The 22,447-nt window shown below is 73.7% G+C and carries 20 protein-coding genes; 12 read left to right on the top strand and 8 right to left on the bottom strand.

Annotation, left to right across the window (positions count from 1 at the left end; translation table 11 throughout):
- Positions 1-17: 17 nt before the first annotated feature.
- The 3 genes from ACWD0J_RS14685 to ACWD0J_RS14675 all read right to left on the bottom strand — a co-directional run bounded on the left by ACWD0J_RS14685 (position 18) and on the right by ACWD0J_RS14675 (position 3,099).
- Complete coding sequence (locus ACWD0J_RS14685) at positions 18-1,094, bottom strand: Zn-dependent alcohol dehydrogenase (RefSeq protein ID WP_451496160.1); 1,077 nt, start codon at positions 1,092-1,094, stop codon at positions 18-20.
- Positions 1,095-1,243: 149 nt separating this feature from the next.
- Positions 1,244-2,122, bottom strand: a complete 879-nt coding sequence (locus ACWD0J_RS14680; RefSeq protein ID WP_451496159.1) for a MaoC/PaaZ C-terminal domain-containing protein — start codon at positions 2,120-2,122, stop codon at positions 1,244-1,246.
- Positions 2,123-2,283: 161 nt separating this feature from the next.
- Entirely contained in the window at positions 2,284-3,099 is an 816-nt protein-coding gene (locus ACWD0J_RS14675) for a class I SAM-dependent methyltransferase (RefSeq protein WP_451496158.1), read from the bottom strand.
- Between the two features lie 446 nt (positions 3,100-3,545).
- Here ACWD0J_RS14675 and ACWD0J_RS14670 point away from each other — a divergent pair, with 446 nt between their 5' ends.
- The 6 genes from ACWD0J_RS14670 (at position 3,546) to ACWD0J_RS14645 (ending at position 10,295) form a co-directional block, all read left to right on the top strand.
- A complete protein-coding gene (locus ACWD0J_RS14670) occupies positions 3,546-5,285 on the top strand; it encodes an MFS transporter (RefSeq protein ID WP_451496157.1) in 1,740 nt (579 codons plus the stop codon).
- A gap of 666 nt (positions 5,286-5,951) precedes the next feature.
- The gene (locus ACWD0J_RS14665; protein ID WP_451496156.1) at positions 5,952-6,602 is read left to right on the top strand and encodes a class I SAM-dependent methyltransferase; all 651 of its coding nucleotides are present in this window, start codon (positions 5,952-5,954) and stop codon (positions 6,600-6,602) included.
- A gap of 22 nt (positions 6,603-6,624) precedes the next feature.
- Entirely contained in the window at positions 6,625-7,602 is a 978-nt protein-coding gene (locus ACWD0J_RS14660; RefSeq protein ID WP_451496155.1) for an N-acetylmuramoyl-L-alanine amidase, read from the top strand.
- A gap of 169 nt (positions 7,603-7,771) precedes the next feature.
- Positions 7,772-8,587 (top strand): hypothetical protein, encoded by an 816-nt coding sequence (locus ACWD0J_RS14655; RefSeq protein WP_451496154.1) that lies wholly within the window; start codon positions 7,772-7,774, stop codon positions 8,585-8,587.
- Positions 8,588-8,699: 112 nt separating this feature from the next.
- Positions 8,700-9,710, top strand: coding sequence for an LLM class F420-dependent oxidoreductase (locus ACWD0J_RS14650; RefSeq protein WP_451496153.1), 1,011 nt, complete (start codon positions 8,700-8,702; stop codon positions 9,708-9,710).
- 294 nt (positions 9,711-10,004) lie between these two features.
- On the top strand, positions 10,005-10,295 hold the full coding sequence (locus tag ACWD0J_RS14645; RefSeq protein ID WP_451496152.1) for a hypothetical protein: 291 nt from the start codon (positions 10,005-10,007) through the stop codon (positions 10,293-10,295).
- A 225-nt stretch (positions 10,296-10,520) separates the two neighbouring features.
- On the opposite strand, the gene ACWD0J_RS14640 is transcribed toward ACWD0J_RS14645, so the two are convergent.
- The 3 genes from ACWD0J_RS14640 to ACWD0J_RS14630 are packed head-to-tail and all read right to left on the bottom strand — an operon-like array spanning position 10,521 to position 13,761.
- The gene (locus ACWD0J_RS14640) at positions 10,521-11,591 is read right to left on the bottom strand and encodes a prenyltransferase/squalene oxidase repeat-containing protein (RefSeq protein ID WP_451496151.1); all 1,071 of its coding nucleotides are present in this window, start codon (positions 11,589-11,591) and stop codon (positions 10,521-10,523) included.
- Positions 11,588-12,355, bottom strand: coding sequence for a methyltransferase domain-containing protein (locus ACWD0J_RS14635; RefSeq protein WP_451496150.1), 768 nt, complete (start codon positions 12,353-12,355; stop codon positions 11,588-11,590). The genes ACWD0J_RS14640 and ACWD0J_RS14635 overlap by 4 nt, the downstream gene beginning before the upstream one ends.
- Positions 12,349-13,761 carry a glycosyltransferase family 4 protein gene (locus tag ACWD0J_RS14630; RefSeq protein ID WP_451496149.1) on the bottom strand — a complete coding sequence of 471 codons (1,413 nt, stop codon included), beginning with the start codon at positions 13,759-13,761 and terminating at the stop codon, positions 12,349-12,351. The genes ACWD0J_RS14635 and ACWD0J_RS14630 overlap by 7 nt, the downstream gene beginning before the upstream one ends.
- Before the next feature lie 210 nt (positions 13,762-13,971).
- Here ACWD0J_RS14630 and ACWD0J_RS14625 point away from each other — a divergent pair, with 210 nt between their 5' ends.
- The gene (locus tag ACWD0J_RS14625) at positions 13,972-14,595 is read left to right on the top strand and encodes a TetR family transcriptional regulator (RefSeq protein ID WP_451496148.1); all 624 of its coding nucleotides are present in this window, start codon (positions 13,972-13,974) and stop codon (positions 14,593-14,595) included.
- Positions 14,596-14,979: 384 nt separating this feature from the next.
- Here ACWD0J_RS14625 and ACWD0J_RS14620 read toward each other — a convergent pair whose 3' ends face one another.
- Together ACWD0J_RS14620 and ACWD0J_RS14615 are read right to left on the bottom strand one after the other, a co-directional pair.
- Positions 14,980-15,213 carry a ferredoxin gene (locus ACWD0J_RS14620; protein WP_451496147.1) on the bottom strand — a complete coding sequence of 78 codons (234 nt, stop codon included), beginning with the start codon at positions 15,211-15,213 and terminating at the stop codon, positions 14,980-14,982.
- 6 nt (positions 15,214-15,219) lie between these two features.
- Positions 15,220-16,677: an aldehyde dehydrogenase gene (locus ACWD0J_RS14615; protein WP_451496146.1), complete on the bottom strand. Its 1,458-nt coding sequence runs from the start codon at positions 16,675-16,677 to the stop codon at positions 15,220-15,222.
- A 224-nt stretch (positions 16,678-16,901) separates the two neighbouring features.
- Between ACWD0J_RS14615 and ACWD0J_RS14610 the strand changes: the two genes are divergently transcribed.
- The 5 genes from ACWD0J_RS14610 to ACWD0J_RS14590 form a co-directional block, all read left to right on the top strand.
- Positions 16,902-17,927 (top strand): MBL fold metallo-hydrolase, encoded by a 1,026-nt coding sequence (locus tag ACWD0J_RS14610; RefSeq protein WP_451496145.1) that lies wholly within the window; start codon positions 16,902-16,904, stop codon positions 17,925-17,927.
- Positions 17,928-18,276: 349 nt separating this feature from the next.
- A complete protein-coding gene (locus ACWD0J_RS14605; RefSeq protein ID WP_451496144.1) occupies positions 18,277-19,488 on the top strand; it encodes a prenyltransferase/squalene oxidase repeat-containing protein in 1,212 nt (403 codons plus the stop codon).
- Positions 19,485-20,168, top strand: a complete 684-nt coding sequence (locus ACWD0J_RS14600; RefSeq protein ID WP_451496143.1) for an SCO2322 family protein — start codon at positions 19,485-19,487, stop codon at positions 20,166-20,168. Before ACWD0J_RS14605 ends, ACWD0J_RS14600 begins: the two co-directional genes overlap by 4 nt.
- A 115-nt stretch (positions 20,169-20,283) precedes the next feature.
- The gene (locus ACWD0J_RS14595) at positions 20,284-21,453 is read left to right on the top strand and encodes an energy-coupling factor transporter transmembrane component T (protein ID WP_451496142.1); all 1,170 of its coding nucleotides are present in this window, start codon (positions 20,284-20,286) and stop codon (positions 21,451-21,453) included.
- On the top strand, positions 21,450-22,447 hold a 998-nt coding region (locus ACWD0J_RS14590), incomplete at its 3' end, for an ABC transporter ATP-binding protein (RefSeq protein WP_451496141.1). The genes ACWD0J_RS14595 and ACWD0J_RS14590, both read left to right, overlap by 4 nt.

The following is a 22,447-nucleotide window of genomic DNA, read 5'->3' as shown; positions in this document are numbered from 1 at the left end:
GGCATCCGGCGGCCTCCTCAGATCTCCACGCACGTACGGAGCGAGGTCCCCGTGCGCATCTGGTCCAGCGCCTCGTTGATGTCGGCCAGCGGCACCCGGTGGGTGATCAGGCCGTCCAGGTCGACGCGGCCGGCCCGCCACAGGGCGATGGTCCGCTCGTAGGAGCGCAGGACGTCGCCGCCGCCGTACAGGGAGGGCAGGATCCGCTTCTCGTCGAAGAACAGCTCGAACATGTTGAGCTGGAGGACGTCGTCCATGGCTCCCGCGCCGACGACGACGAGCGTGCCGCCGCGCCGGGTGGTGTCGTACGCCGTCCGGGCGGTGGCGGACTTGCCGACGACCTCGAAGACGTAGTCGAAGCCCTCGCCGCCGGTGACCTGCTGCTTGGCGTCGGCCAGCTCGTCCGGCGAGACGGCCCTGGTGGCACCGAACCTGAGGGCGGACTCGCGGCGCGAGGCGACCGGGTCGACGGCGACGATCTCGGCGGCGCCCCTGAGCCGCGCCCCCTGAACGGCGGAGATGCCGACCCCGCCGCAGCCGATGACGGCGACGGACGAACCCGCCTGCACGTCCGCGGTGTTGAGGGCGGCGCCGAGCCCGGTCGTCACGCCGCAGCCGATGAGGGCGGCGATGTCGAAGGGCACGTCGTCGGGGATCGGCACCGCGCAGCCGGCGTCGACGACGACCTCCTCGGCGAAGGTGCCGGTGCCGGCGAAGCCGAACAGGTCCCCGCCGGGGCGCCGGAAGTTGGGGGTGCCCGCGTTCATGAAACCGGCCAGGCACAGCTCGGTCTGGCCGCGCTTGCAGGCGGGACAGCCACCGCAGGCGGGCAGCCAGCAGACGACGACCCGGTCGCCCGCCTTCACCCGGCCGACGCCCTCGCCGGCTTCGAGGATCTCGCCCGCGCCCTCGTGACCGGGCACGAAGGGCGCCGGCTGCGGCAGGACGCCGGCCATCGCGGACAGGTCCGAGTGGCACAGCCCGGTGGCCCGTACCCGGATCCGCACCTTGCCGGGGCCGAAGCCCACCGCCTCGACGTCGTCGAGAACCTCCAGCTTGTCCTGGCCGATCTCGTGCAGTACGGCTGCGCGCATGGTGCGGCTCCCCTCGGAGGGCTCGGTGGCCGGTCGCTCGATGACTGGATGACGGGACGGCTGGACGGCGGGACGGCGGGACGACTCGGTGCGCTCGTGGCGCGGTGGCTCGACGGCTCGACTGCTCGACTGCTCGACGGCTCGACGGCTCAGGAGTGGGTGGTGACGACGGTGTCGGTGAGGACGGGCGCCTCGTTCCGCTCCACCGCGCTGACGGCCACCCGGATCTCGCCGTCCCCGCGCCACATGCGGACGCGCAGGGTCTCCCCCGGGAAGACGATCCCGGCGAACCGGGTAGTGTACGCCCGCACCCGGGCCACGTCCCCGCCGAGCAGCGTGTCGACGACCGCCTTGAGGGTGATGCCGTAGGTGCACAGCCCGTGCAGGATGGGCCGCTCGAAACCGGCGAGCTTGGCGAACTCGGGGTCGGCGTGCAGCGGGTTCAGGTCGCCGGACAGGCGGTAGAGCAGGGCCTGGTCCTGGCGCACCGGCCGCTCCACGACCCGGTCGGGCTCCCCGGCGGGCGGTTCGCGGCGGACGGAGGGGCCGCGGTCGCCGCCCCAGCCGCCCTCCCCCCGTACGAAGATCTGGGCGTCGTTGGTCCACAGCGGGCCGTCGGCGTCGGCGACCTCGGTGCGCATCACCAGGACCGCCGCCTTGCCCTTGTCGTACACGGCGGCGATACGGGAGGTCGCGGTGGCCTGGCCCTCGGCCGGCAGGGGCCGGTACAGGGTCAGGCTCTGGCCGCCGTGCAGGACGCGGGCCAGGTCGACGTCGACGCCGGGCATGGACAGGCCGCCGATCACCCCGGGCGAGCCCGCGCCGGCGACGGTGGCGAAGCTCGGCAGGACGTGCAGCCGGGACTCCAGGGTGTAGCGCAGCTCGTCGGGGTCGGTGGCGGGGCTGTCCTTGTCGGGGTTCGCGCCCGCGCCGACGCCGAGGTGGTAGAGCTGGACGTCCTTGGCGGTCCAGGCCAGGCGGCCGGAGCGTGGCTCGGCGGCCAGTGCCGTGGCTGCGTCGATGGGCATGCGGCTCCCTGAGGACTCAGAGACCTCGGTACGGCCGTCCGCACCGTCGGCCGCACCGAGGTCGTCGCGGGCCGATCTAGAACGCGTTCCAGTCCGGCGCCCCTTGTATAACCCAGCCCACCAAAGTTGTGAAGCCTCCTGACGGAGCGTCAGACATTCGGCTAGGTGGGCTTCGGTTCGGTGGGCTTCGGTGACATTCGTTCCCGCGGGGTCTGGTCCCGCGGGGTCTGGTCCCGCGGGACCTGGTCGCGCCGGAACAGCGCCGTCCACAGGAACTCCTCCCCGAAGTGCGGCGACTCGGAGGGCTCGTCGCCCATGCGGCGCAGTTCGCGTTCCGCGAGGCCGGAGAAGATCCGGCGCAGGGAGTCGGGGGTGTAGGCGAGTCCGCCGTGCAGACCCGGGCGGCGGTAGAAGTCGGCGTCGGGCAGCTCCGAGCCCATGGCGCCGGCCGCGAAGCAGGTGAGGGCGAAGTGACCGCCGGGGGCCAGGACGCGGTCGAGGAGGGCGAGGTAGCTGATCCGGCGGTGGGGCGGGAGGTGGTGGAAGCAGCCGGAGTCGTAGACCAGGTCGTAGGGTCCGGCGAGGACCGTGGCGGTGAGGGCGAAGGCATCCCCGCGGTGGAACCTGACGGTGGCCTCGGCCCCCGCCTCACGGGCCCGCTCCCTCGCCCACTGGACGGCCGTCGGAGACAGGTCGACCGCGTCCACCTCGAAGCCGCGCGCGGCCAGCCACAGCGCGTTGCGGCCGGGACCACAGCCCAGGTCGAGGGCGCGGCCGGCGGTCACCAGGCCGCGGTCGAGGTAGGAGACCAGGTTCTCGTCCGGCTTCGCCGCGAAGAACGGCACCGCTCTGGCGCGGTCCGCGTAGAAGCCGTCCCACCAGGCGGCACCGCGGTCCGTCCAGCGGTCGGCCTCCGGCGCGAACAGGTCGTCCATGAGCTGGAGCACGTCGTCCACCGTGCGTACGTGCCGGTCCATCCGGCCCCCTTCCGGTCCCGGCGATCGTAGCGACGGCGACCAGGAAAGCCCAGGTCATAAGGGGTGAACAGGTGACCGCCGGAGGGCGTCACCGGCCGCGTGCGGGGGTGGGGCCGGGGCGGTGAGCCCTCCGGTCCGGAGTCGGGTGAAACTCCGGTGGCAGGGTGCGCGAGGGGCGTCAGGATGTCTTCCGCCGGGGGCGCCAGGTGCGCTTTTCGGCGTTCGGGGGCCGGCCCGGAAGTCGCCTCAGCCCAGCACCCGGGCCGGCGCGGCTGACGTCACGTCAGATTCTCATGGGAAGGTCAAAAATTCGTTAGCTCGTCGAAGCATCGGAATAGTTGCCCGGGCACACGGGGTTCAAGCTGCACGTATCCGCTGGGTATCCCGCCACATGTCCCGCACGGATCAGCCGGCTCACCTCTCCCCTGGCCTGGAGGCCCCACTCCATGACGCACACGTCGACCGACCAGCCCGCACGCGGAGCGAGCAGGGCCCTCGTCCCGGTGCTCGCGTTCGCGGGCATCGTGGTCGCGGTGATGCAGACCCTGCTCGTCCCGGTCATCAAGGACCTGCCGCAGCTGCTGGACACCTCGCCCGGCAACGCCACCTGGGTCCTGACCTCGACGCTCCTGTCGGGTGCCGTGGCCACACCGATCATGGGCCGCCTCGGCGACCTGTACGGCAAGCGGCGCATGCTGATCAGCAGCCTCGCGGTGATGGTGGCCGGCGCCCTGCTCAGCGCCCTCACCAGCGACCTGCTCATCATGATCGCGGGGCGGACCCTCCAGGGCTTCGCGATGGGCGCCATCCCACTCGGCATCGGTCTGATGCGCGACATGCTGCCCCGCGAGAGGCTCGGCTCGGCGATGGCCCTGATGAGCTCCTCGATCGGCGTCGGCGGCGGACTCGCGCTGCCCGCCGCGGCCCTGGTCGCCCAGCACGCCGACTGGCACGCCCTGTTCTACGGCGCCGCCGGCCTCGGCGTGCTCGCCATCGTCCTCACCCTCCGCGTCGTCCCCGAGTCCCCGGCGCGCGCCAAGGGCACCTTCGACCTGCCGGGTGCGCTCGGCCTCTCGGCCGGCCTCGTCCTCTTCCTCCTCCCCATCACCAAGGGCAGCGACTGGGGCTGGACCTCGGGCACCACGCTCGGCCTGTTCGGCGCCGCGGCCCTCGTCCTGCTCCTGTGGGGCGTGATGGAGCTGCGCGTCAAGGCCCCGCTGGTGGACCTGCGCACCACGGCCCGCCCGGCCGTGCTCTTCACCAACCTCGCCTCGATCATGGTCGGCGTCTCGTTCTACGTCGTCTCGCTGGTCCTCCCCCAGCTGCTCCAGCTGCCGACGTCCACCGGCTACGGCCTCGGCCAGTCGATGGTCGTCGCGGGCCTGCTGGTGGCGCCGCTCGGCCTGACCATGATGGTCACGGCGCCCGTCTACGCCCGCCTGTCGGCGAAGTACGGCCCCAAGGTCACCCTGATCCTCGGCCTGCTGATCATCGCCATCGGCTACGGCGCCGGCCTCGGCCTGATGAGCGCCGCCTGGCAGAGCCTCGTCATCGCGGTGGTCCTGGGCGCGGGCATCGGCCTCGCGTACTCCTCCCTGCCCGCGCTGATCGTCGGCGCGGTCCCGGCCTCGGAGACGGGCGCGGCCAACGGCCTCAACACGCTGATGCGCTCGATCGGTACGTCGGTGTCCAGCGCGGTGGTCGGTATGGTCCTCGCCAACACGGCGAACACCGTGAACGGCGTGGCGATCCCCACCATGCACGGCTTCCGGGTCTCCTTCCTGATCGCGACCGCCGCGGTCCTCCTCGGCCTGGTGCTGGCCCTCTTCCTGCCCCGGACCCGCCCGGCCGCCCGGCCGCAGCTGCGGGCCAGCAGCGAGGAGGACGCCAACCTGGCCCGTGCCGAGCAGGCACTGCGCGCCTTCCGCGGCCGCGTCCTGGACGCCACCGGCACCCCGGTCGCCCGCGCCAAGGTCACCCTGATCGACCGCCGCGGCCGGCAGGCCGGCGCGACGCTCTCCGCGCAGGACGGCACCTACACCCTCGCCGTCCCCGGCCGGGGCACCTACGTCCTGGCCGCCCGCGCCACCGGCCACGCCCCGCTCGCCTCGTCCGCCACCCACGAAGGCGACGACCGCCCGGTCGACCTGGACCTGTCCCTGCCGGCCGCGACGGTCTCCGCCTAGACACCGACGCCCGGCATCCAGCACCCAGCACCCAGCACCCAGCACCCAGCACCCGCGTTCAACGTTCGCTGTGAGCCGCTCGCCGTTTCCCATCACCCGGCGGGCGATCCGCTCATCGGCAGCGACAGCGCCAGCGGCAGCGCCAGGGCGGTGGTGACCGCGTCGGGCCCACAGCGGCTCCGACAGGCTCACCGGCGACAGCCCGGCCGACAGCCCGGCCGCGACCGCGAGAGCCGGCGGCACGGGGACGCGCCTTGCCGGTGACGCATGCGGCGAGCCCCGTGGCGTCGGAGCCGAAGCGGGCCGGTTCGGGCCGCGCGGGGCCAGGGATGCCCGGCGGCTACGGCCCGGCAGGAACCCGGCGCCTTCGTCCCCGGACACGCGACGGCCGGGTCACCGCGCTCGGCCTCGCCGTCATCGCTGTCATCGCCGTCATCGCCGTCATCGCCGTCATCGCCGAGGGCGGGCAGCCGGAGCAGCATGGTGCCGCGCGGGCGGCATCGGTTCGCCCCGCCCGCGGTCAGCGCCCGCTGTCCGCACCCCCTGTCGCCACCCCCTGTCGCCCGTCCGGCGGGGCGTGCGGCAGCATGGGGCGCCCACAGGTCCGTACGCGACGCCACGGCGGTCGTACGGCGCCTGCCCGCCCGTACGACCGAGAGGACCCCCATGCCCGCGGCTCCCGAGCCCGAGATCCTGGCCGCCTTCGAGGCGGCGAAGGGGTTCATGCCGACGGATGAGGGCCTGGCCCTGTACGGGGCCGCCGTGGAGGCCGGGCGGCTCGGGCTGCCGCTCCTCGAAGTCGGCACGTACTGCGGGCGTTCCACGATCCTGCTCGCCGGCGCGGCCCGCGCGGCCGGGGTCGTCGCGCTCACCGTCGACCACCACCGGGGCAGCGAGGAGCAGCAGCCGGGCTGGGAGTACCACGACCCCGAGACGGTCGACCCCGAACTCGGCCTGATGGACACGCTGCCCACGTTCCGCCGCACGCTGCGCCGCGCGGGCCTGGAGGACCACGTGATCGCGCTCGTGGGCCGCTCGCCGCAGGTCGCGAAGGTGTGGAACTCCCCCCTCGGCCTCGTCTTCGTCGACGGCGGGCACACCGACGAGCACGCGAACGCCGACTACGAGGGCTGGGCGCCCCGGGTCGCCGAGGGCGGACTGCTCGTGATCCACGACGTGTTCCCCGATCCGGTGGACGAGTTCACCGGCCAGGCTCCCTACCGTGTCTACCTCCGGGCCCTCGCCTCCGGTGCCTTCGCGGAGGTCTCGGCCACCGGCTCGTTGCGCGTCCTGCGGCGGACGGGCGCGGGGATCTGAGGGCACGGCTAGAGTCGCTGTCGTGTCGTACGCAGGCCCGGACTTCGATCCTCCCCAGCCCCGCCGTCCCCGGCGCGGCCCGCTGACCGTCGCCCTCGCCGCGCTCGTGCCGGGCGCGCTGCTGGGGTGGCTGGTGTACGAGGCGGTGGGCGGTACCGGCGGGGGCGCCGACGGCTCCGCCGGGGCGTCCGGCTCGGCCGCCCGCACGGTGAGCGCGTCCCCCTCCCCCACGGCCGCCACCGCCCCCGCCGACGACGAGAAGCCGGGCGGCTCCGCGGAACCGGAGCCCACCACCGCCCCCTCGACGTCCGTGCCCGCCGTCTCCGGCCCGCTCACCGGGAAGGTGATCGTCATCGACCCGGGGCACAACCCGGGCAACTTCGAGCACACGGCCGAGATCAACCGCAAGGTGGACATCGGGACGAACACGAAGGAGTGCGACACGACGGGCACGGCCACCAACGCCGGTTACCAGGAGGCCCGGTTCACGCTGGACGTCGCCCACCGGATGCGCACGCTGCTTCAGGAGCAGGGCGCCACGGTGCGGCTGACGCAGGACGGCGACCGGCCCTACGGCCCGTGCGTGGACGAGCGGGCCCGGATCGGCAACGCGGCGCACGCGGACGCCGTGGTCTCGGTGCACGCGGACGGCTCGGCGGCCGGCAACCGCGGCTTCCACGTCATCCTGCCGGGCAGCGTGCGCGCGGGCGCCGCCGACACCCGTGCGATCGTGGCCCCTTCACGCGACCTCGGCGAGCGCGTCGCGGGCAACTTCGTGCGCGCCACGGGCAGCGCGCCCTCCGACTACGTCGGTTCCGGCACCGGACTGGTCACCCGCACGGACCTGGGCGGTCTCAATCTGTCAACGGTTCCCAAGGTGTTCATCGAGTGCGGCAACATGCGCGATAGCAAGGACGCGGCATTGCTGACCAGTGGTGCCTGGCGGCAGAAGGCGGCGCAAGGGATCTCTGAGGGAATCGTGAGTTTCCTGCGCGGGTAGTGATCAGCGTGTGGATCCGGGCGGACACCCTGTTCGGGCGGACGATAGTGTCGTCCGTACGATGAGGGGCCACCCCCCGCGCTCACACCGGGCCTGACGGCGACATGGTGACAGCGACGCCTCCACCGACGACTCCACCGACGACGAGACGACCTACGAAGGACCTGAAGTGAATATCCGCTCCCTCACTAGAGGCGACGGCGTGGTGATCGGAGCAGCGGTGTTGCTGTTGATCGCGTCGTTCCTGGACACCTACTCGGCCGACGGGGCCCCGGACGACTACGACTTCCCCAGTGCTTGGGCGAGCGGTCCGATCCTCCTGGGCGTCGTCCTGGCGGGCATCATCGGTGCCGCGCTGGTGATCGTCGCCCGCGGGCTGCCGCAGGTGCCGAAGGTGGCCGGGCTGGACCTCGGTCAGTTCGGCGTCGCGTTCACGGTCTTCGCGGCGTGGAGCGCACTCGGGAACATCTTCGACCCGGCCAGCGGCACCAACAACTTCGACGGTGCCGGGGACAGCCTGGACGCCGGCGTCGGCCTGATCCTCCTGCTGGTCGCGACGCTGGTGATGGCCGGCGCCGCGGTCGCCACCCCCCTCGTCCCGGCCCTCCAGGCCGCCCTGATCCCCGCCCCCAAGCCCCCGGCCCCGCAGCCCTACGGCGCCCAGCCCCAGGGCGGTTACGGCTACCCCGGCGCCCAGCAGGCCCCGTACGGCGGTCAGCCGCAGCCGGGTCAGCCCTTCGGCGGCCAGCCGCAGCAGGCGCAGCCGCAGCCGCAGCCGCCCGCGCCGGAGTTCTCGCCGTTCTGGTTCGCCGTTCCGGTGCCGCGTCCGCTGTACGCGGAGGACGGCTCGCCGACGCCGATCGCCGAACTGGCCCCGGGTACCTGGTACCTCGCGGTCGAGCAGCGCGGTCAGGCGCTGGTCGCGCAGACGCAGGACGGCCGCCGTGGCGTGCTGCAGGACACCACGGGGATCCAGCGCGGCTGAGGTTCCAAGGCCCGCACACGAACGGCCTCCCGCCCTTCCGGGCGGGGGGCCGTTGTCGTACAGTCGCAGCCCGGACCGGTAACTGACATACCGTCAGACGCCTGGAGGTGCCATGCGGCTCGGGCTCGCCCTCGGCTACTGGGGCCGCGGCCCCGCCGCCGGCCATGTGGAGCTCGCCCAGGAAGCGGAGCGGCTCGGCTACGACTCCGTGTGGACCGCCGAGTCCTGGGGCTCGGACGCCTTCACCCCGCTCACCTGGATCGCCGCGCGGACCACGAGGATCGGGCTGGGGACGGCGGTCGCCCAGATGGCGGCCCGGTCCCCGACCACCACCGCCATGCACGCCCTGACCCTGGACCACCTCTCCGGCGGGCGGATGACGCTCGGGCTCGGGCTGTCCGGTCCGCAGGTGGTCGAGGGCTGGTACGGACGGCCGTTCCCGAAGTCGCCGCTGACCGCGACCCGGGAGTACGTGGACGTCGTACGGCAGGTGCTGCGGCGCGCGGCGCCGGTGGAACTGGACGGACGCTTCCATCCCCTCCCCTACCGCGGCCCGGACGCAACCGGCCTCGGCAAGCCGCTGAAGTCCATCACCCACCCCCTGCGTCCCGGCCTTCCCGTGCTGCTCGGTGCCGAGGGCCCGAAGAACGTGGCCCAGACGGCCCGGATCGCGGACGGCTGGCTGCCGTTGTACTGGTCGCCGGCCCGGCCCGAGGCGTACGGCGAGGCGGTGGGCGCTCTGCCGGACGGCTTCCGGGTCGCGCCGCTGGCCCAGGTGCGGCTCTGCGACGACGTCGCCGAAGGGCTGCTGCCGGTCAAGGCGATGCTCGGCTTCTACATCGGCGGGATGGGCCACGCCGCCCGCAACTTCCACGCCGACCTGATGGCCCGCATGGGGTACGAGGAGGAGGCCCGGCGGATCCAGGAGCTGTTCCTGTCCGGCCGCCGCAAGGAGGCCGTGCGGGCCGTGCCGGACGCGTTCGCCGACGAGATCTCGCTGGTCGGACCGCGCGGACGGATCGCCGAGCGGCTGGAGTCGTGGCGCGCGGGACCGGTGACGGACCTGCTGGCGCTGGCCCCGGATCCGCGCACCCTGCGAGTGCTGGCGGAGCTCAACTCCTGACCGCGCGGCCGGTGTCCGGTGGAAGACGGACACCGGGTCCGGGATCACTCCTCACGGGCCCAGTGCTCCTTGCCGGTGAACCGCACCTGCGCGGCCGGCTCGCCCGGTGGGTAGCGGGCCTGGGCCTGGAGCAGCACGCCGCAATGAGTCACCACGCCGCACACCCGGCAGCGGGGAAGCGAACACCGAAGGAGCGGAAAGGAAAAGGGAGTTGACGCCCGCTCCCGTGCCGGCTCGTCCGGACGGCGTCCGCCGCCCTGGTTTCAAACAGGGATTCGGGGCCATCAGACAGGCATGTCTCGAAATCGCAGCGGCTCCAACTCCGCCGGGACGGTCATCGCGATCGTCGCGGACATCATGGCCGCCTTCCTCGGACTGTGGATCCTGATGTACCTGCTGGACGCCAACCGGGCCAACGACCTGGTGCAGTTCGTCCATGACGTGGCCAACTGGCTCGCCGGCTGGTCACGTGACCTGTTCACCTTCGACGAAGCCTGGGCCCGCGTGGTCGCCGGCTACGGCCTGGCAGCGGTGGTGTACCTCTTCGTGGGGCACGCCATCGCCAACCGGGTGCACCGGCACTGACGGCCCCCGGCAGCGAGCAGCCCCCGGCACACCGACCGACGCCCGCCCCCGCCCCGGAGCACCGGCAGCCTCACCGAGGCCCGGGCGCGGGCCGGGGGCGGGCTGCGGTCCGGCCGCCTGGTCGGCCTGCCGTGGGCCGCCCTCGCCGACCGGCCGCACCGGCCGCACCGGACGCACGGACGCACCGGACGCACCGGCCCGGACCGCTCGCGCGCACCGGAGCGCTCAGTCGCAGCAGTCCGGATCGAGGCCCCTGGGCAGCCGGTCGCCGCCGAACACCGTGCAGGTCGCCTCGTCGCCGCCCAGCGCGGCGACGGCGAGCAGCAGGGAGCCGGCCGTCCAGGTGGTCAGCTCCCGGGGCCAGACGGCCTCGTCCTCGAAGACATAGCCCGTCCAGTACAGCCCCGACTCCGCGTCGCGCAGGTGCTGGATCCACTGGAGGATCTCCAGCGCCCGGTCGGACTCGCCCATCGCCCAGAGCGCGAGGGCGAGTTCGGCGGACTCGCCGCCCGTCACCCACGGATTGGGCGCGACACAGCGCACGCCGAAACCCGGGACCACGAAACGCTCCCAGCCGTCCTCGAGGCGGGACTTGGCCTCGGCGTCCGTCAACGCGCCGCCCAGCACCGGGTAGTACCAGTCCATCGAGTAGCGGCCCTTGTCGAGGAACCGCTCCGGATGCCGGCGGATCGCGTGCCGCAGCGCCCCCACCGCCAGCTCCCAGTCGGGCTGCGGCTCTTCACGCAGTTCGGCGATCGCCAGCGCACAGCGCAGCGCGTGGTGGATCGAGGAGGAGCCGGTCAGCAGCGCGTCCGGGACGGCCGTGCCGTCGTCCTCGCTCTTCCAGCCGATCTGCCCGCCGGGCTGCTGCAGCCGCAGGACGAACTCGATCGCCGCGCACACGGACGGCCACATGCGGTCGAGGAACGTGTCGTTGCCGGTGGAGAGGTAGTGGTGCCACACGCCCACGGCTATGTAGGCGACGAAGTTCGTCTCCCGGCCCCGGTCGGTGACGGCCTCGAAGTCCCCGTCCGCGTAGGCCGCGTACCAGGAGCCGTCCTCGTTCTGGTGCCGGGCGAGCCAGGTGTACGCCCGCTCGGCGGCCTCGTGCTCACCGGCCGCGTCCAGGGCCATGGCGGCCTCGGTGTGGTCCCACGGGTCGAGGTGATGCCCGCGGAACCACGGGATCGCCCCGTCCTCCCGCTGCACCGCGAGCAGCCCGGCGACGGTCGCGGCGGCCTGCTCGGCGGTGAGGACCCCGGGCAGGACGAGGTGTTCTGTCCGGGGGGTGGTCACTCGGCGGCCGCCTCGGCTTCGGTCTCGGTCCCGGCGCCGGCAAGACGCGGGAGGTGGGGCTTGGTCGCGTAGGCCACGAAACTCTTGCCGATCAGCGGGTTCAGCGCCTGCTCGGCGACCCGGGTGGCCAGCGGTTTCTTCATGATGTCCCAGACCAGCAGCTTGTGGTACGCCCGCACCGGCAGCGCCTTGTCGTTGTCGACGCCGAACGCGCACTTCAGCCACCAGTACGGGGAGTGCAGCGCGTGCGCGTGGTGGGTGCCGTAGGGCCTGAGGCCGGCCTCCCGGATCCGGGCGAGGAGTTCGTCCGCCCGGTAGATGCGGATGTGGCCGCCCTCGACCTCGTGGTAGGCGTCGGACAGCGCCCAGCAGACCTTCTCGGGGCCGTAGCGCGGGACGGTGATCGCGATCCGGCCGCCGGGCCTCAACACCCGGACCATCTCAGCGAGTACGCCCTTGTCGTCCGGGATGTGCTCCATCACCTCGGAGATGATGACGACGTCGAAGGACTCGTCGGGGAAGGGCAGCGCGAGGGCGTCGCCCTCCATCGCCGTGGCGGTCGCGCCCTCGGGGGCCTCGCCCGCCTCCTTCATCGCCGCGAACCACTTCGCGACCTCGCGGATCTCCTCGCCGTTCTGGTCCAGCGCCACCACCTGGGCGCCGCGCCGGTAGCACTCGAACGCGTGCCGGCCGGCACCGCATCCGAGGTCCAGGACACGGTCGCCCGGGGCGAGCGGGAACCGGGAGAAGTCGACGGTCAGCACGTGGCCCTGCTTTCGCGATCGGATGCTTCGGGGACGACGTCAACGGCATCGGGGGCCGTGGCACGGCCGGGCGGCGGGGGCGCGGAACGGCCGCCGGCCCCGCCCGCGGCGGCCATCGCCTCGCGGTAGCGGGCCACCGTTCCCTCGGCCGCCCGGGCCCAGGTGAACCGCTCCAGCACCCGCGCGCGGCCGGCCGCGCCGAGCCGGGCGCGCAGCGCCGGGTCGGACAGGAGGCGGTTCAGTCCCTCGGCCAGCGCCCCGGAGTCGCCCGGCGGTACCGCGAGGCAGGTCTCCCCGTCGGGGCCGGCGACCTCGGGGATCGCTCCGCCGGTCGTGGCCAGCAGCGGGGTGCCGGTGGCCATGGCCTCCGCGGCGGGCAGCGAGAAGCCCTCGTACAGCGACGGCACGCACGCGACCTCCGCCGAGCGCACCAGGTCGACCAGTTCGGCGTCCGAGATGCCCTTGACGAAGTCGACGGCGCCCGCGAGGCCGTACCGCTCGACCGCCTGGGCGACCGGCCCCTTGACGGGCCGCTTGCCGACGACGACGAGGTGGGCGTCGGGACGCTCGGTGCGGACCTTGGCGAGCGCCTCGACCAGGAAGACCAGGCCCTTGAGGGGCACGTCCGCGCTGGACGTCGTCACGATCCGGCCCGGCACGACGGGCACCGAGGGGTCGGGGGAGAACAGGTCGGTGTCGGCGCCGATGTGGACCACGTGGATCCGGTCCTGCCGGACCCCCAGGTGGTCGACTATCTCCTGCCGGGAGGTGCCGGAGACGGTGAGCACGCAGGGCAGGCGGCGGGCGACGCGCTTCTGCATGCGGGTGAAGGCGTACCAGCGGCGCACGGAGAACCTGCGCCGCAGTCCCCCGGCCGCGTCCAGCTCCAGCCGCCGGTCCACGGTGATGGGGTGGTGGATGGTGGTGACCAGGGGTGCGCCGACATCGCCCAGCAGCCCGTATCCGAGCGTCTGGTTGTCGTGGACGACGTCGAACTCACCGCGCCGGGCGCGCAGATGGCGGCGGGCGCGCAGGGAGAACGTCAGCGGTTCGGGGAACCCGCCGGTCCACATCGTCGCCACTTCCAGCGCGTCGATCCAGTCGCGGTACTCGCCGCGTCCGGGGGTGCGGAAGGGGTCCGGCTGGCGGTAGAGGTCGAGGCTGGGCAGCTCGGTGAGGGAGAGCCGGTCGTCGTGGCCCTCGTCGAGGACGGGGTAGGGCTGGGAGCCGATGACCTCGACGCGGTGGCCGAGGCGGACCAGCTCGCGCGACAGGTGCCGTACGTAGACACCCTGGCCGCCGCAGAACGGGTTTCCCTTATAGGTGAGGAGCGCGATGGTGAGCGGTCGCCCGCCGTCGGCAGCGAGGTCATGTCCCGACCCCGCCTGACTGGCCTCAGCGGTCACTCCGGGCCCCCTTCTGCCTGCACTGTCCCGCGAGACTACGACGGGACGCTAATCTAGAACAAGTTTCAGACTTGATCGTTAAGTCGGCTCTGAATCTACCGGCAGGTAAGGACACTGAGAGCAGTGGATCAGGTGATTCACGCCACGGCCGACCGCCCCTGCCCTGCCGCGTGATCACCGATCCTCACCGACTGTCACGGAACGGGACCCATGCCTGCGGAAGCCAAGGCGAACAAGGCGCTGTCCTCGCCCCTCACCGAGCGGCAGGAGGCGCGCCGTCGCCGCATCCTGCACGCGAGCGCGCAGTTGGCCAGCCGGGGCGGGTTCGACGCGGTGCAGATGCGCGAGGTCGCCGAGTCCTCGCAGGTGGCGCTCGGCACGCTGTACCGCTACTTCCCGTCCAAGGTGCATCTGCTGGTCGCCACGATGCAGGACCAGCTGGAGCACATGCACGGCACGCTGCGGAAGAAGCCGCCGGCCGGCGAGACGGCGGCGGAGCGGGTGGCGGAGACCCTGATGCGGGCCTTCCGGGCGTTGCAGCGGGAGCCGCATCTGGCCGACGCGATGGTCCGGGCGCTCACCTTCGCGGACCGCAGCGTCAGCCCGGAGGTCGACCAGGTCTCCCGGCAGACCACGGTGATCATCCTGGACGCGATGGGGCTGGAGACGACCCCCACGCCGGATCAGCTCTCCGCGGTCCGCGTCATCGAGCACACCTGGCACTCGGCCCTGATCACCTGGCTCTCGGGCCGCGCCTCGATCGCCCAGGTCAAGATCGACATCGAGACGGTGTGCCGTCTGATCGACCTGACGGACTCGGACGCGGGGCCCTAGACCCGGACGCGGGGTCCTAGGCGCCGCCGCCCAGGATCCGCGCGGCGAACGGCGGGCGCCGGGCGCCCGCGGCGGACTCCCGCCCGGCGGCATCCGGCACATGAGGGACCTACGAGACGGGTTCCCTGCGCCGGCATTACCCGGATCAGGTCCCGAGGTCGCCTTCCGGCCCGACCACTGCCTTCCGGCCTCTCAGCCCACCGTCGACGTCGGCGTCGGCGGATGCCGTAGCGTCTCGCCGAAGTCGGCTACTCCGGTTGAGCTCCCTCACTCGTCCCGTAGGCCACTTCCCATCATAGAACTTTCCTACCGGGACAAAACCCCCCGAACCATGATTTTTTCTCCTTCCGATCCCGTCGCCCGCTCACCCACCCACCCGCTCCTCTACTCCTCGGGCGGGAACACCGGCTCCCCGCTCACCGACAGGGTGATCATGATCGCCTCCACCGGGCAGGACTCCGCCGCCGCGAGGACCTTCTCGTTGGCGTCCGTCTCCGGTTCGGCGGGGTGGGACTGGCGGGCCGCGTCGAGGCGGAAGTCGCCGGGGGCGTGGTGGACGCAGGTCGCGGAGCCGACGCAGAGGGAGCGGTCGACCTCGACGTGCCAGCGGTCGCCCATGACCCGTCAGCCCTCCCAGCCCGCCGGCAGGTGGATCATCTTGTGCTCCAGGTACGCGCCGTAGCCCTCCGGCCCGAACTCCCGCCCCAGCCCGGAGTCCTTGTAGCCGCCGAACGGGCCGAGCATGTCGAGGCTGAAGGTGTTCACCGAGTACGTGCCGGTACGGACCCGCCGGGCGACCTCGATGCCGCGCTCGACGTCCGCCGTCCACACGCTGCCGCTGAGGCCGTAGTCGGAGTCGTTGGCGATCTTCACCGCCTCGGCCTCGTCGCCGTAGGGAAGGAGGCAGATGACCGGGCCGAAGATCTCCTCGCGGGCGATCCGCATCGAGTTGTCGACGTCGCCGAAGAGCGTCGGTTCGACGTACCAGCCCCGGTCCAGGCCCGGCGGACGCCCGCCGCCGGTGAGGATCTTGGCGCCCTCCTCCTGGCCGATGCGGATGTAGTCCAGGCTGCGCCGCTGCTGGCGCTCGGCCACCAGCGGGCCCACCTGGGTCGCCGGGTCCAGCGGGTCGCCGACCACCAGCGCGCCGGCCGCCGCCGTGAAGGCCTCGGCGAACTCGTCGTAGCGCGACCGCGGCAGCAGGATGCGGCTCTGGGCCACGCACGCCTGCCCGTTGTTCATCCAGGCCGCCGGGACGATCCCGGCCACCGCCGTCTCCAGGTCCGCGTCCGGCAGCACCACCGCCGCCGACTTTCCGCCCAACTCCAGTGTGAGGCGGGTGAGATGGCGGGAGGCGACCTCCATCACGCGCTTGCCCGCCGCCACCGAGCCGGTGAAGGAGACCTTGTCGACGCCGGGGTGGCAGACGAGGTACTCGCTGACCTCGCGGTCCGCGGGGAGGATGGACAGGACACCCTCCGGCAGCCCGGCCTCGCGGGCGATGGCGGCGAGGATGTACGCGTCCAGCGGCGACTCCGGTGACGGCTTGAGCACGACCGTGCAGCCGGTGAGCAGCGCGGGCGCGAGCTTGGCCGCGGCCACGAACTGCGGGACGTTCCACGGGACCACGGCCGCCACCACCCCGACCGGCTCGCGGCGCACGAGGATGCGGCCGAGGACCCCGTCGCGCCGCTCCTCGTAGGTGAAGTTCCGCGCGACCGTGATCGCCGAGTCCCACACCATCATCGCGCCGAGTGCCTGGGCGAGGACGCTCCAGGAGTACGGCGACCCGTTCTCCGAGGAGATCACGCGGGCGATCTCCTCGTGCCGCACGGCGATGGCGTCCTTGATCCTGGCGACCACCGCGATCCGCTCGTCGAGCGGCATCCGCGGCCAGGGCCCCTCGTCGAAGGCGGTGCGCGCGACGGCCACGGCCCGGTCCACGTCCGCCGCCGAGGCGTGCGGCACGCGCCCGATGACCTCCTCGGTGTGCGGCGAGACCACCTCGATGACGTCCGTGCCCAGGGGGTCGGTCAACTCCCCGCCGATGAACAGCTGTCCGTGTTCCACGAGCTCGGTCATGGCGACTGCCTTCCCGGTTCCTGCCCAGATGCCCAGGGGCCCGAAGACCCGGAGGGCCAGAGACCCAGACTCTGACGTTCCGTCAGATACGGAAACTGATACCAGTTCCACTCGGAGGAGTCCACGGCCGGGACACCGTACGGGAAGGTCGGCTCGGGACCTCGTCGAAACGCGTTCTAGTTATACTCGGCTCGCGCGGCCGGGACGCGGCGATTGGGGAGCCCATGACGCAGGTGTACGACCACGGCGGCGGCGTCCGCTCCCTCAAGGTCCCGATCCCGGACAACCCCCTCGGCCACACCCTGGTGTACGTCGTCGACACCGACGCGGGACCGGTGCTGGTCGACACCGGCTGGGACGACCCGGCCTCCTGGGACGCCCTCACGGACGGACTGGCCGCCTGCGGCACCTCCCCCGGCGCGGTCCACGGCGTGGTCGTCACCCACCACCACCCCGACCACCACGGGCTGTCCGGCCGGGTGCGCGAGGCGTCCGGCGCCTGGATCGCGATGCACGCGGCGGACGGCGAGATCGTCCGGCGGGCCCGCTCGACCCGCCCCGCACGCTGGCTCGCCTACATGGCCGCCAAACTCGAAGCTGCCGGCGCCCCCGAGGAGCACCTGGCGCCGATGCGTTCCGCCCTCCCCCGCTCCGTGCCCGGCCTGGCCCCCGCCCTGCCCGACCGGGAGATCGTCCCCGGCGAACTCCTGGACCTCCCGGGCCGCCGGCTGCGCGCGATCTGGACCCCGGGCCACACCCCCGGCCACGTCTGCCTGCACCTGGAGGAGCGGCACCCCGCCGGACTCCCGGGCCACGGGCGCCTGTTCTCCGGCGACCACCTGCTCCCCGGGATCAGCCCGCACATCGGCCTGTACGAGGACCCCGACGACACCACGGTCACCGACCCCCTCGGCGACTACCTCGACTCCCTGGAACGCGTCGGCCGCCTCGCCCCCGCCGAGGTGCTCCCCGCCCACCAGCACGTGTTCGCCGACGCGCCCTCCCGCGTACGGGAGTTGCTCGCCCACCACGAGGACCGCCTCACCGGCCTGCTCGCCCTTCTGGCCGAGCCCCTCACCCCGTGGCAGCTCGCCGAGCGGATGGAGTGGAACCGGCCCTGGCACCAGATCCCGTACGGATCGAGGAACATCGCCGTCTCGGAGGCCGAGGCGCATCTGCGGCGGCTGGTGAAGCTGGGGCGGGCGGAGGCGGCGACGGGCAGCGAGCCGGTGGCGTACGTGGCGGTGTGAACCCGGCCTCCCTCGCGAACCGCCGGTGCGGTGCGGCGCCTTGCCGTGCCATGCCGTGCCGTGCTGCCGTGCCGTGCCCGGGCGGCCTGCGGGGCGTTCCGCGCAGGCCGGTAGAGTGGCCGGGTCGTCATCACACCCGTACGGGGGGAAGCCGGTGCAAATCCGGCGCTGACCCGCAACCGTGAGCCGTCCGTCGAAGGCGGCGAGCCGGATTGCCCCGGACGGAACGTGACCGGCTCGCGTGCACCGGCGGCCTGCCGGTGTGCGGCACCGTCGAGGTATACGGAGCCGAGCCGCCCGGGGTGTCCCGTGCTGTCCGGCTCCCCGCAGGGAGAGGCACCCGCCGATCATGAACGTCCGCCGCAGCGCCACCGTCCTGGCCGCCGCCACCGCCGTGATCGGTGCCGCCACCGCGCCCGCCGTCGCCGCCACCCCGTCGCCGTCCGCGTCCCCGGTGCTCCCCTCCGGTCTCTACGGCAGCGCCGACCCGGCCTACGACGGCGTCTGGCGCCAGTCCCTCGCCCTGCTCGCCCAGCACACCGCCGGCGTCGAGCCCGCCGCCAAGGCCGTGACCTGGCTGACCGGGCAGCAGTGCGCGAACGGGGCCTTCGCCCCCTTCCGCGCCGACACCACGACGCCGTGCGGCGCCAAGCTCATGGTCGACACCAACAACACGGCCGCCGCCGTCCAGGCACTCGCCGCGCTCGGCGGCCACGACGCCGCCACCGGCAAGGCCGTCGCCTGGCTGAAGTCCGTGCAGAACAGCGACGGCGGCTGGGGCTACACGCCCGGCGGCGCCAGCGACACCAACTCGACGTCCGTCGTCGTCGGCGCGCTGACCGCCGTGGGGGACAAGCCGGAGGACGTGCGCAAGGGCGGCCGGACGCCGTACGACGCGCTGCTGAAGCTCAGGCTGCCGTGCGAGGGCGACGGCGCCGGGGCCTTCGCGTTCCAGCCGGACAAGAAGAACAGCCTGGCCGCCAACGCCGACGCCACGGCGGCGGGCGTGCTCGGCGTGCTGGGCCAGGGCCTGGTCGCGGAGCCGGGCAAGCCGTCCGACGCGGTGAGCTGCGCCGACGACCCGACCCCGGCGCAGGCCGCCGCCGACGGCGCCGCCTACCTCACCCGGGCGCTCGGCGAGGACGGCCACCTCAAGTCCGCGCTCCCCGGCGCCACCGACCAGCCCGACTTCGGCAACACCGCCGACGCCGTCGTCGCGCTCGCCGCGCAGGGCGGGGCCGCGCGGGCCGCCGGGCCCCTGAAGTGGCTGGAGAGGAACTCGGCCGCCTGGGCCAGGCAGAGCGGGCCCGCCGCCTACGCCCAGCTGATCCTCGCCGCGCACGCGACGGGCACCGACCCGCGCGACTTCGGCGGCGCGGACCTGGTCGCGCAGCTGAACGCGACCGGGCCGGCCCCGCGGACGGCCGCCGCCGAGTCGGCCGAGGACGGCTCGGGCGGTGACTCCGACGCCGGCATCTGGTGGATGGTCGGCGTGGGCCTCGCCGTCGGCGCCGGCGCCGGCTTCCTGATCAGCGGCCGGAACAAGAGGCGGCAGCCGTGACCCGCCGCCGTGCCGCCACGCTGTTCGTGGCGGTGTCGGTCGCCCTGACGGGAGGCACCGGGCAGGCGCAGGCCGCGGGCTACCGCTACTGGTCCTTCTGGGAGCGCGACGGCGACCGGTGGGCGTACGCGACCCAGGGCCCCTCCACCACCCGCCCCCTCGACGGTGACGTCCAGGGCTTCCGTTTCGCGGTGAGCGAGGACTCCGGTGACGCGACCCGGCCGCGCGGTGCGGCGGACTTCACGGCCGTCTGCGCGGACGTGCCCGCGCGGGACGGCAGGAAGCGGGTGGCCCTGGTCATCGACTTCGGCACGGCGGCCGACGCCCCGTCCGGCGAGACCCCGCCGGCGCGGCGAACGGCGTGCGCGGTCGTCTCCCCCGACGCGACGACGGCGGAGGCCCTGGCCTCGGTCGCCCCGCCGCTGCGCTACGGCAGCGACGCGCTGCTGTGCGCGATAGCGGGCTACCCGCGGACGGGATGCGGGGAACAGGTGGCGACGGGCACCGGCCCGAGCGCCCCTTCGGAGGAGAGCGCCACCTCGGAGGGGAGCGCTACTGCGCAGGAGAAGGACACCGAGGACACGGGACCGTCGCTGGGCCTGCTGGCGGGGGTGGCCGCGGTCGTCGCGCTCGGCGCGGCGGCGGTATGGCAGGCGAGGCGGCGCAGGGATGCGCCGTAACCGCACCCGCGCCACCCGCGCCACCCGGGCCGCGGGCGGTCGTGCCACCGGAGCGGCGGGGGTCTTGCCGCTCCGGGAAAGCCGAGGGCGGGGAAGCCGAGTGCGGGAAAGCCGAGTGCGGGCAAGGCCGGAGGCGGACGGCACCGACCGGGCGCGGGTGAGCGGTCCGGGCACCCTGCGCCGCCCCGGGGCGACGTCCCTGCACCCCGGCGCCTGGTGGCTGTGGGCCCTCTCCCTCGGCACCGCCGCCACCCGCACCACCAACCCCCTCCTGCTGGGCCTGCTGATCACGGTCTCGGCCTACGTCGTGGCGGCCCGCCGCTCGACCGCCCCCTGGGCCCGCTCCTACACCGCCTTCGCCCGGCTCGCCCTGGCCGTCCTGCTCATCCGGCTCCTCTTCGCCGTGGTCCTGGGCTCTCCCGTCCCCGGCACGCACGTGCTCGTCGCCCTCCCCGAACTGCCCCTCCCCTACTGGGCCCAGGGCATCCGGCTCGGCGGCAAGGTGACCGCCGAAGGGCTCCTCTTCGCGTTGTACGACGGCCTGAGACTCGCCACGCTCCTGATCTGCGTCGGCGCGGCGAACGCCCTCGCGAACCCGGCCCGGCTCCTCAAGTCCCTGCCGGGCGCCCTGTACGAGATGGGCGTGGCCGTGGTCGTGGCGCTCACCTTCGCGCCGAACCTGATCGCCGACGGCCGGCGCCTGCGCGCGGCCCGCCGTCTGCGCGGCCGTCCCGACAAGGGTGTCCGCGGCCTCCTGCACGTGGGGCTCCCGGTCCTGGAGGGCGCCCTGGAGCGTTCCGTCTCCCTCGCCGCCGCGATGGACGCCCGCGGGTACGGCCGTACCGCCGACGTCCCCGCCCCCGTCCGCCGGACGACCGCCGTCCTCACCCTGGGCGGCCTGCTCGGCGTCTGCGCGGGAACGTACGGGTTGCTCACCGCCGAGGGCGGCACGTACGGCCTGCCCGTCCTGCTCGCCGGGTGCGCCGCCGCCCTCGCCGGTCTCCGCCTCGGCGGCCGCCGCTCGCCGCGCACCCGCTACCGCCCCGACCGCTGGGACGCCCGCGCCTGGCTGGTCGCCGGGTCCGGCGCCGCCGTCGCCGTCCTGCTGACCCTCGCCGCCGCCTCCTCCCCGCAGGCCCTGGAGCCCGGCGTGGTCCCCCTCGTCGCCCCCGCCCTCCCGCTGTGGCCGGCGGCGGCCGTGCTCCTCGGTCTGCTGCCCGCCTTCGTCGCACCCGCCGCCGCACCCGCACCCACTCCCGTCCATGTCGTCAAGGAGGCATCGTGATCCGGTTCGAGGACGTCTCCGTGACCTACGACGGGGCACGCCGGCCCGCCGTCCAGGGCGTGGACTTCGAGGTGCCGGAGGGGGAACTCGTCCTCCTCGTCGGCCCGTCCGGCGTCGGCAAGTCGACGGTCCTCGGCGCGGTCAGCGGTCTCGTCCCGCACTTCACCGGCGGCACCCTGCGCGGCCGGGTCACCGTCGCCGGCCGGGACACCCGTACGCACAAGCCGCGCGAACTCGCCGACGTGGTCGGGACCGTCGGACAGGACCCGCTCTCGCACTTCGTCACGGACACCGTCGAGGACGAACTCGCCTACGGCATGGAGTCCCTGGGGATCGCCCCGGACGTCATGCGCCGCCGCGTCGAGGAGACCCTCGACCTCCTCGGCCTGGCCGGCCTGCGCGACCGCCCCATCGCCACGCTCTCCGGCGGCCAGCAGCAGCGGGTCGCGATCGGCTCGGTCCTCACCCCGCACCCACGGGTGCTGGTCCTCGACGAGCCGACGTCCGCGCTCGACCCGGCGGCGGCGGAGGAGGTCCTCGCCGTCCTCCAGCGCCTCGTGCACGACCTCGGGACGACGGTCCTGATGGCCGAGCACCGTCTGGAACGGGTCATCCAGTACGCCGACCAGGTCGCCCTGCTGCCCGCTCCCGGAGCGGCGCCGGTCCTCGGCACCCCGGCCCGGATCATGGCCGTGTCGCCGGTGTACCCGCCGGTGGTGGACCTCGGCCGCCTCGCGGACTGGTCCCCGCTGCCCCTGACCGTCCGGGACGCCCGCCGTCGCGCCGGTGACCTGCGCGAACGCCTGACCGGCCGGGAGCAGACCGGGAAGGCGGCCAGGGAAGCGAGCCGAGGAGCGGGCAGGGAAGCGGCCAGGGAAGCGGGCTGGGGAGCCGCCCTCAGCGCCCCGGCCGCCGCGCCGGCTCGGTCGCGTCTACGGGTACTGGGCGGCGGCCAACCGGCGCGGTGGCGGTCCCATAACCGGCTGGAACGTCC

The sequence above is a fragment of the Streptomyces sp. NPDC003011 genome (assembly GCF_053591515.1).
This window is presented reverse-complemented; position numbering and strand designations above follow the sequence as displayed.

Excerpts from the sequence above, each read along its gene's own strand:
- ACWD0J_RS14685 (WP_451496160.1), bottom strand. The coding sequence starts at position 1,094 with ATGCGCGCAGCCGTACTGCACGAGATCGGCCAGGACAAGCTGGAGGTT.
- ACWD0J_RS14680 (WP_451496159.1), bottom strand. The coding sequence starts at position 2,122 with ATGCCCATCGACGCAGCCACGGCACTGGCCGCCGAGCCACGCTCCGGC.
- ACWD0J_RS14675 (WP_451496158.1), bottom strand. The coding sequence starts at position 3,099 with ATGGACCGGCACGTACGCACGGTGGACGACGTGCTCCAGCTCATGGAC.
- ACWD0J_RS14670 (WP_451496157.1), top strand. The coding sequence starts at position 3,546 with ATGACGCACACGTCGACCGACCAGCCCGCACGCGGAGCGAGCAGGGCC.
- ACWD0J_RS14665 (WP_451496156.1), top strand. The coding sequence starts at position 5,952 with ATGCCCGCGGCTCCCGAGCCCGAGATCCTGGCCGCCTTCGAGGCGGCG.
- ACWD0J_RS14650 (WP_451496153.1), top strand. The coding sequence starts at position 8,700 with ATGCGGCTCGGGCTCGCCCTCGGCTACTGGGGCCGCGGCCCCGCCGCC.
- ACWD0J_RS14645 (WP_451496152.1), top strand. The coding sequence starts at position 10,005 with ATGTCTCGAAATCGCAGCGGCTCCAACTCCGCCGGGACGGTCATCGCG.
- ACWD0J_RS14625 (WP_451496148.1), top strand. The coding sequence starts at position 13,972 with ATGCCTGCGGAAGCCAAGGCGAACAAGGCGCTGTCCTCGCCCCTCACC.
- ACWD0J_RS14620 (WP_451496147.1), bottom strand. The coding sequence starts at position 15,213 with ATGGGCGACCGCTGGCACGTCGAGGTCGACCGCTCCCTCTGCGTCGGC.
- ACWD0J_RS14615 (WP_451496146.1), bottom strand. The coding sequence starts at position 16,677 with ATGACCGAGCTCGTGGAACACGGACAGCTGTTCATCGGCGGGGAGTTG.
- ACWD0J_RS14610 (WP_451496145.1), top strand. The coding sequence starts at position 16,902 with ATGACGCAGGTGTACGACCACGGCGGCGGCGTCCGCTCCCTCAAGGTC.
- ACWD0J_RS14605 (WP_451496144.1), top strand. The coding sequence starts at position 18,277 with ATGAACGTCCGCCGCAGCGCCACCGTCCTGGCCGCCGCCACCGCCGTG.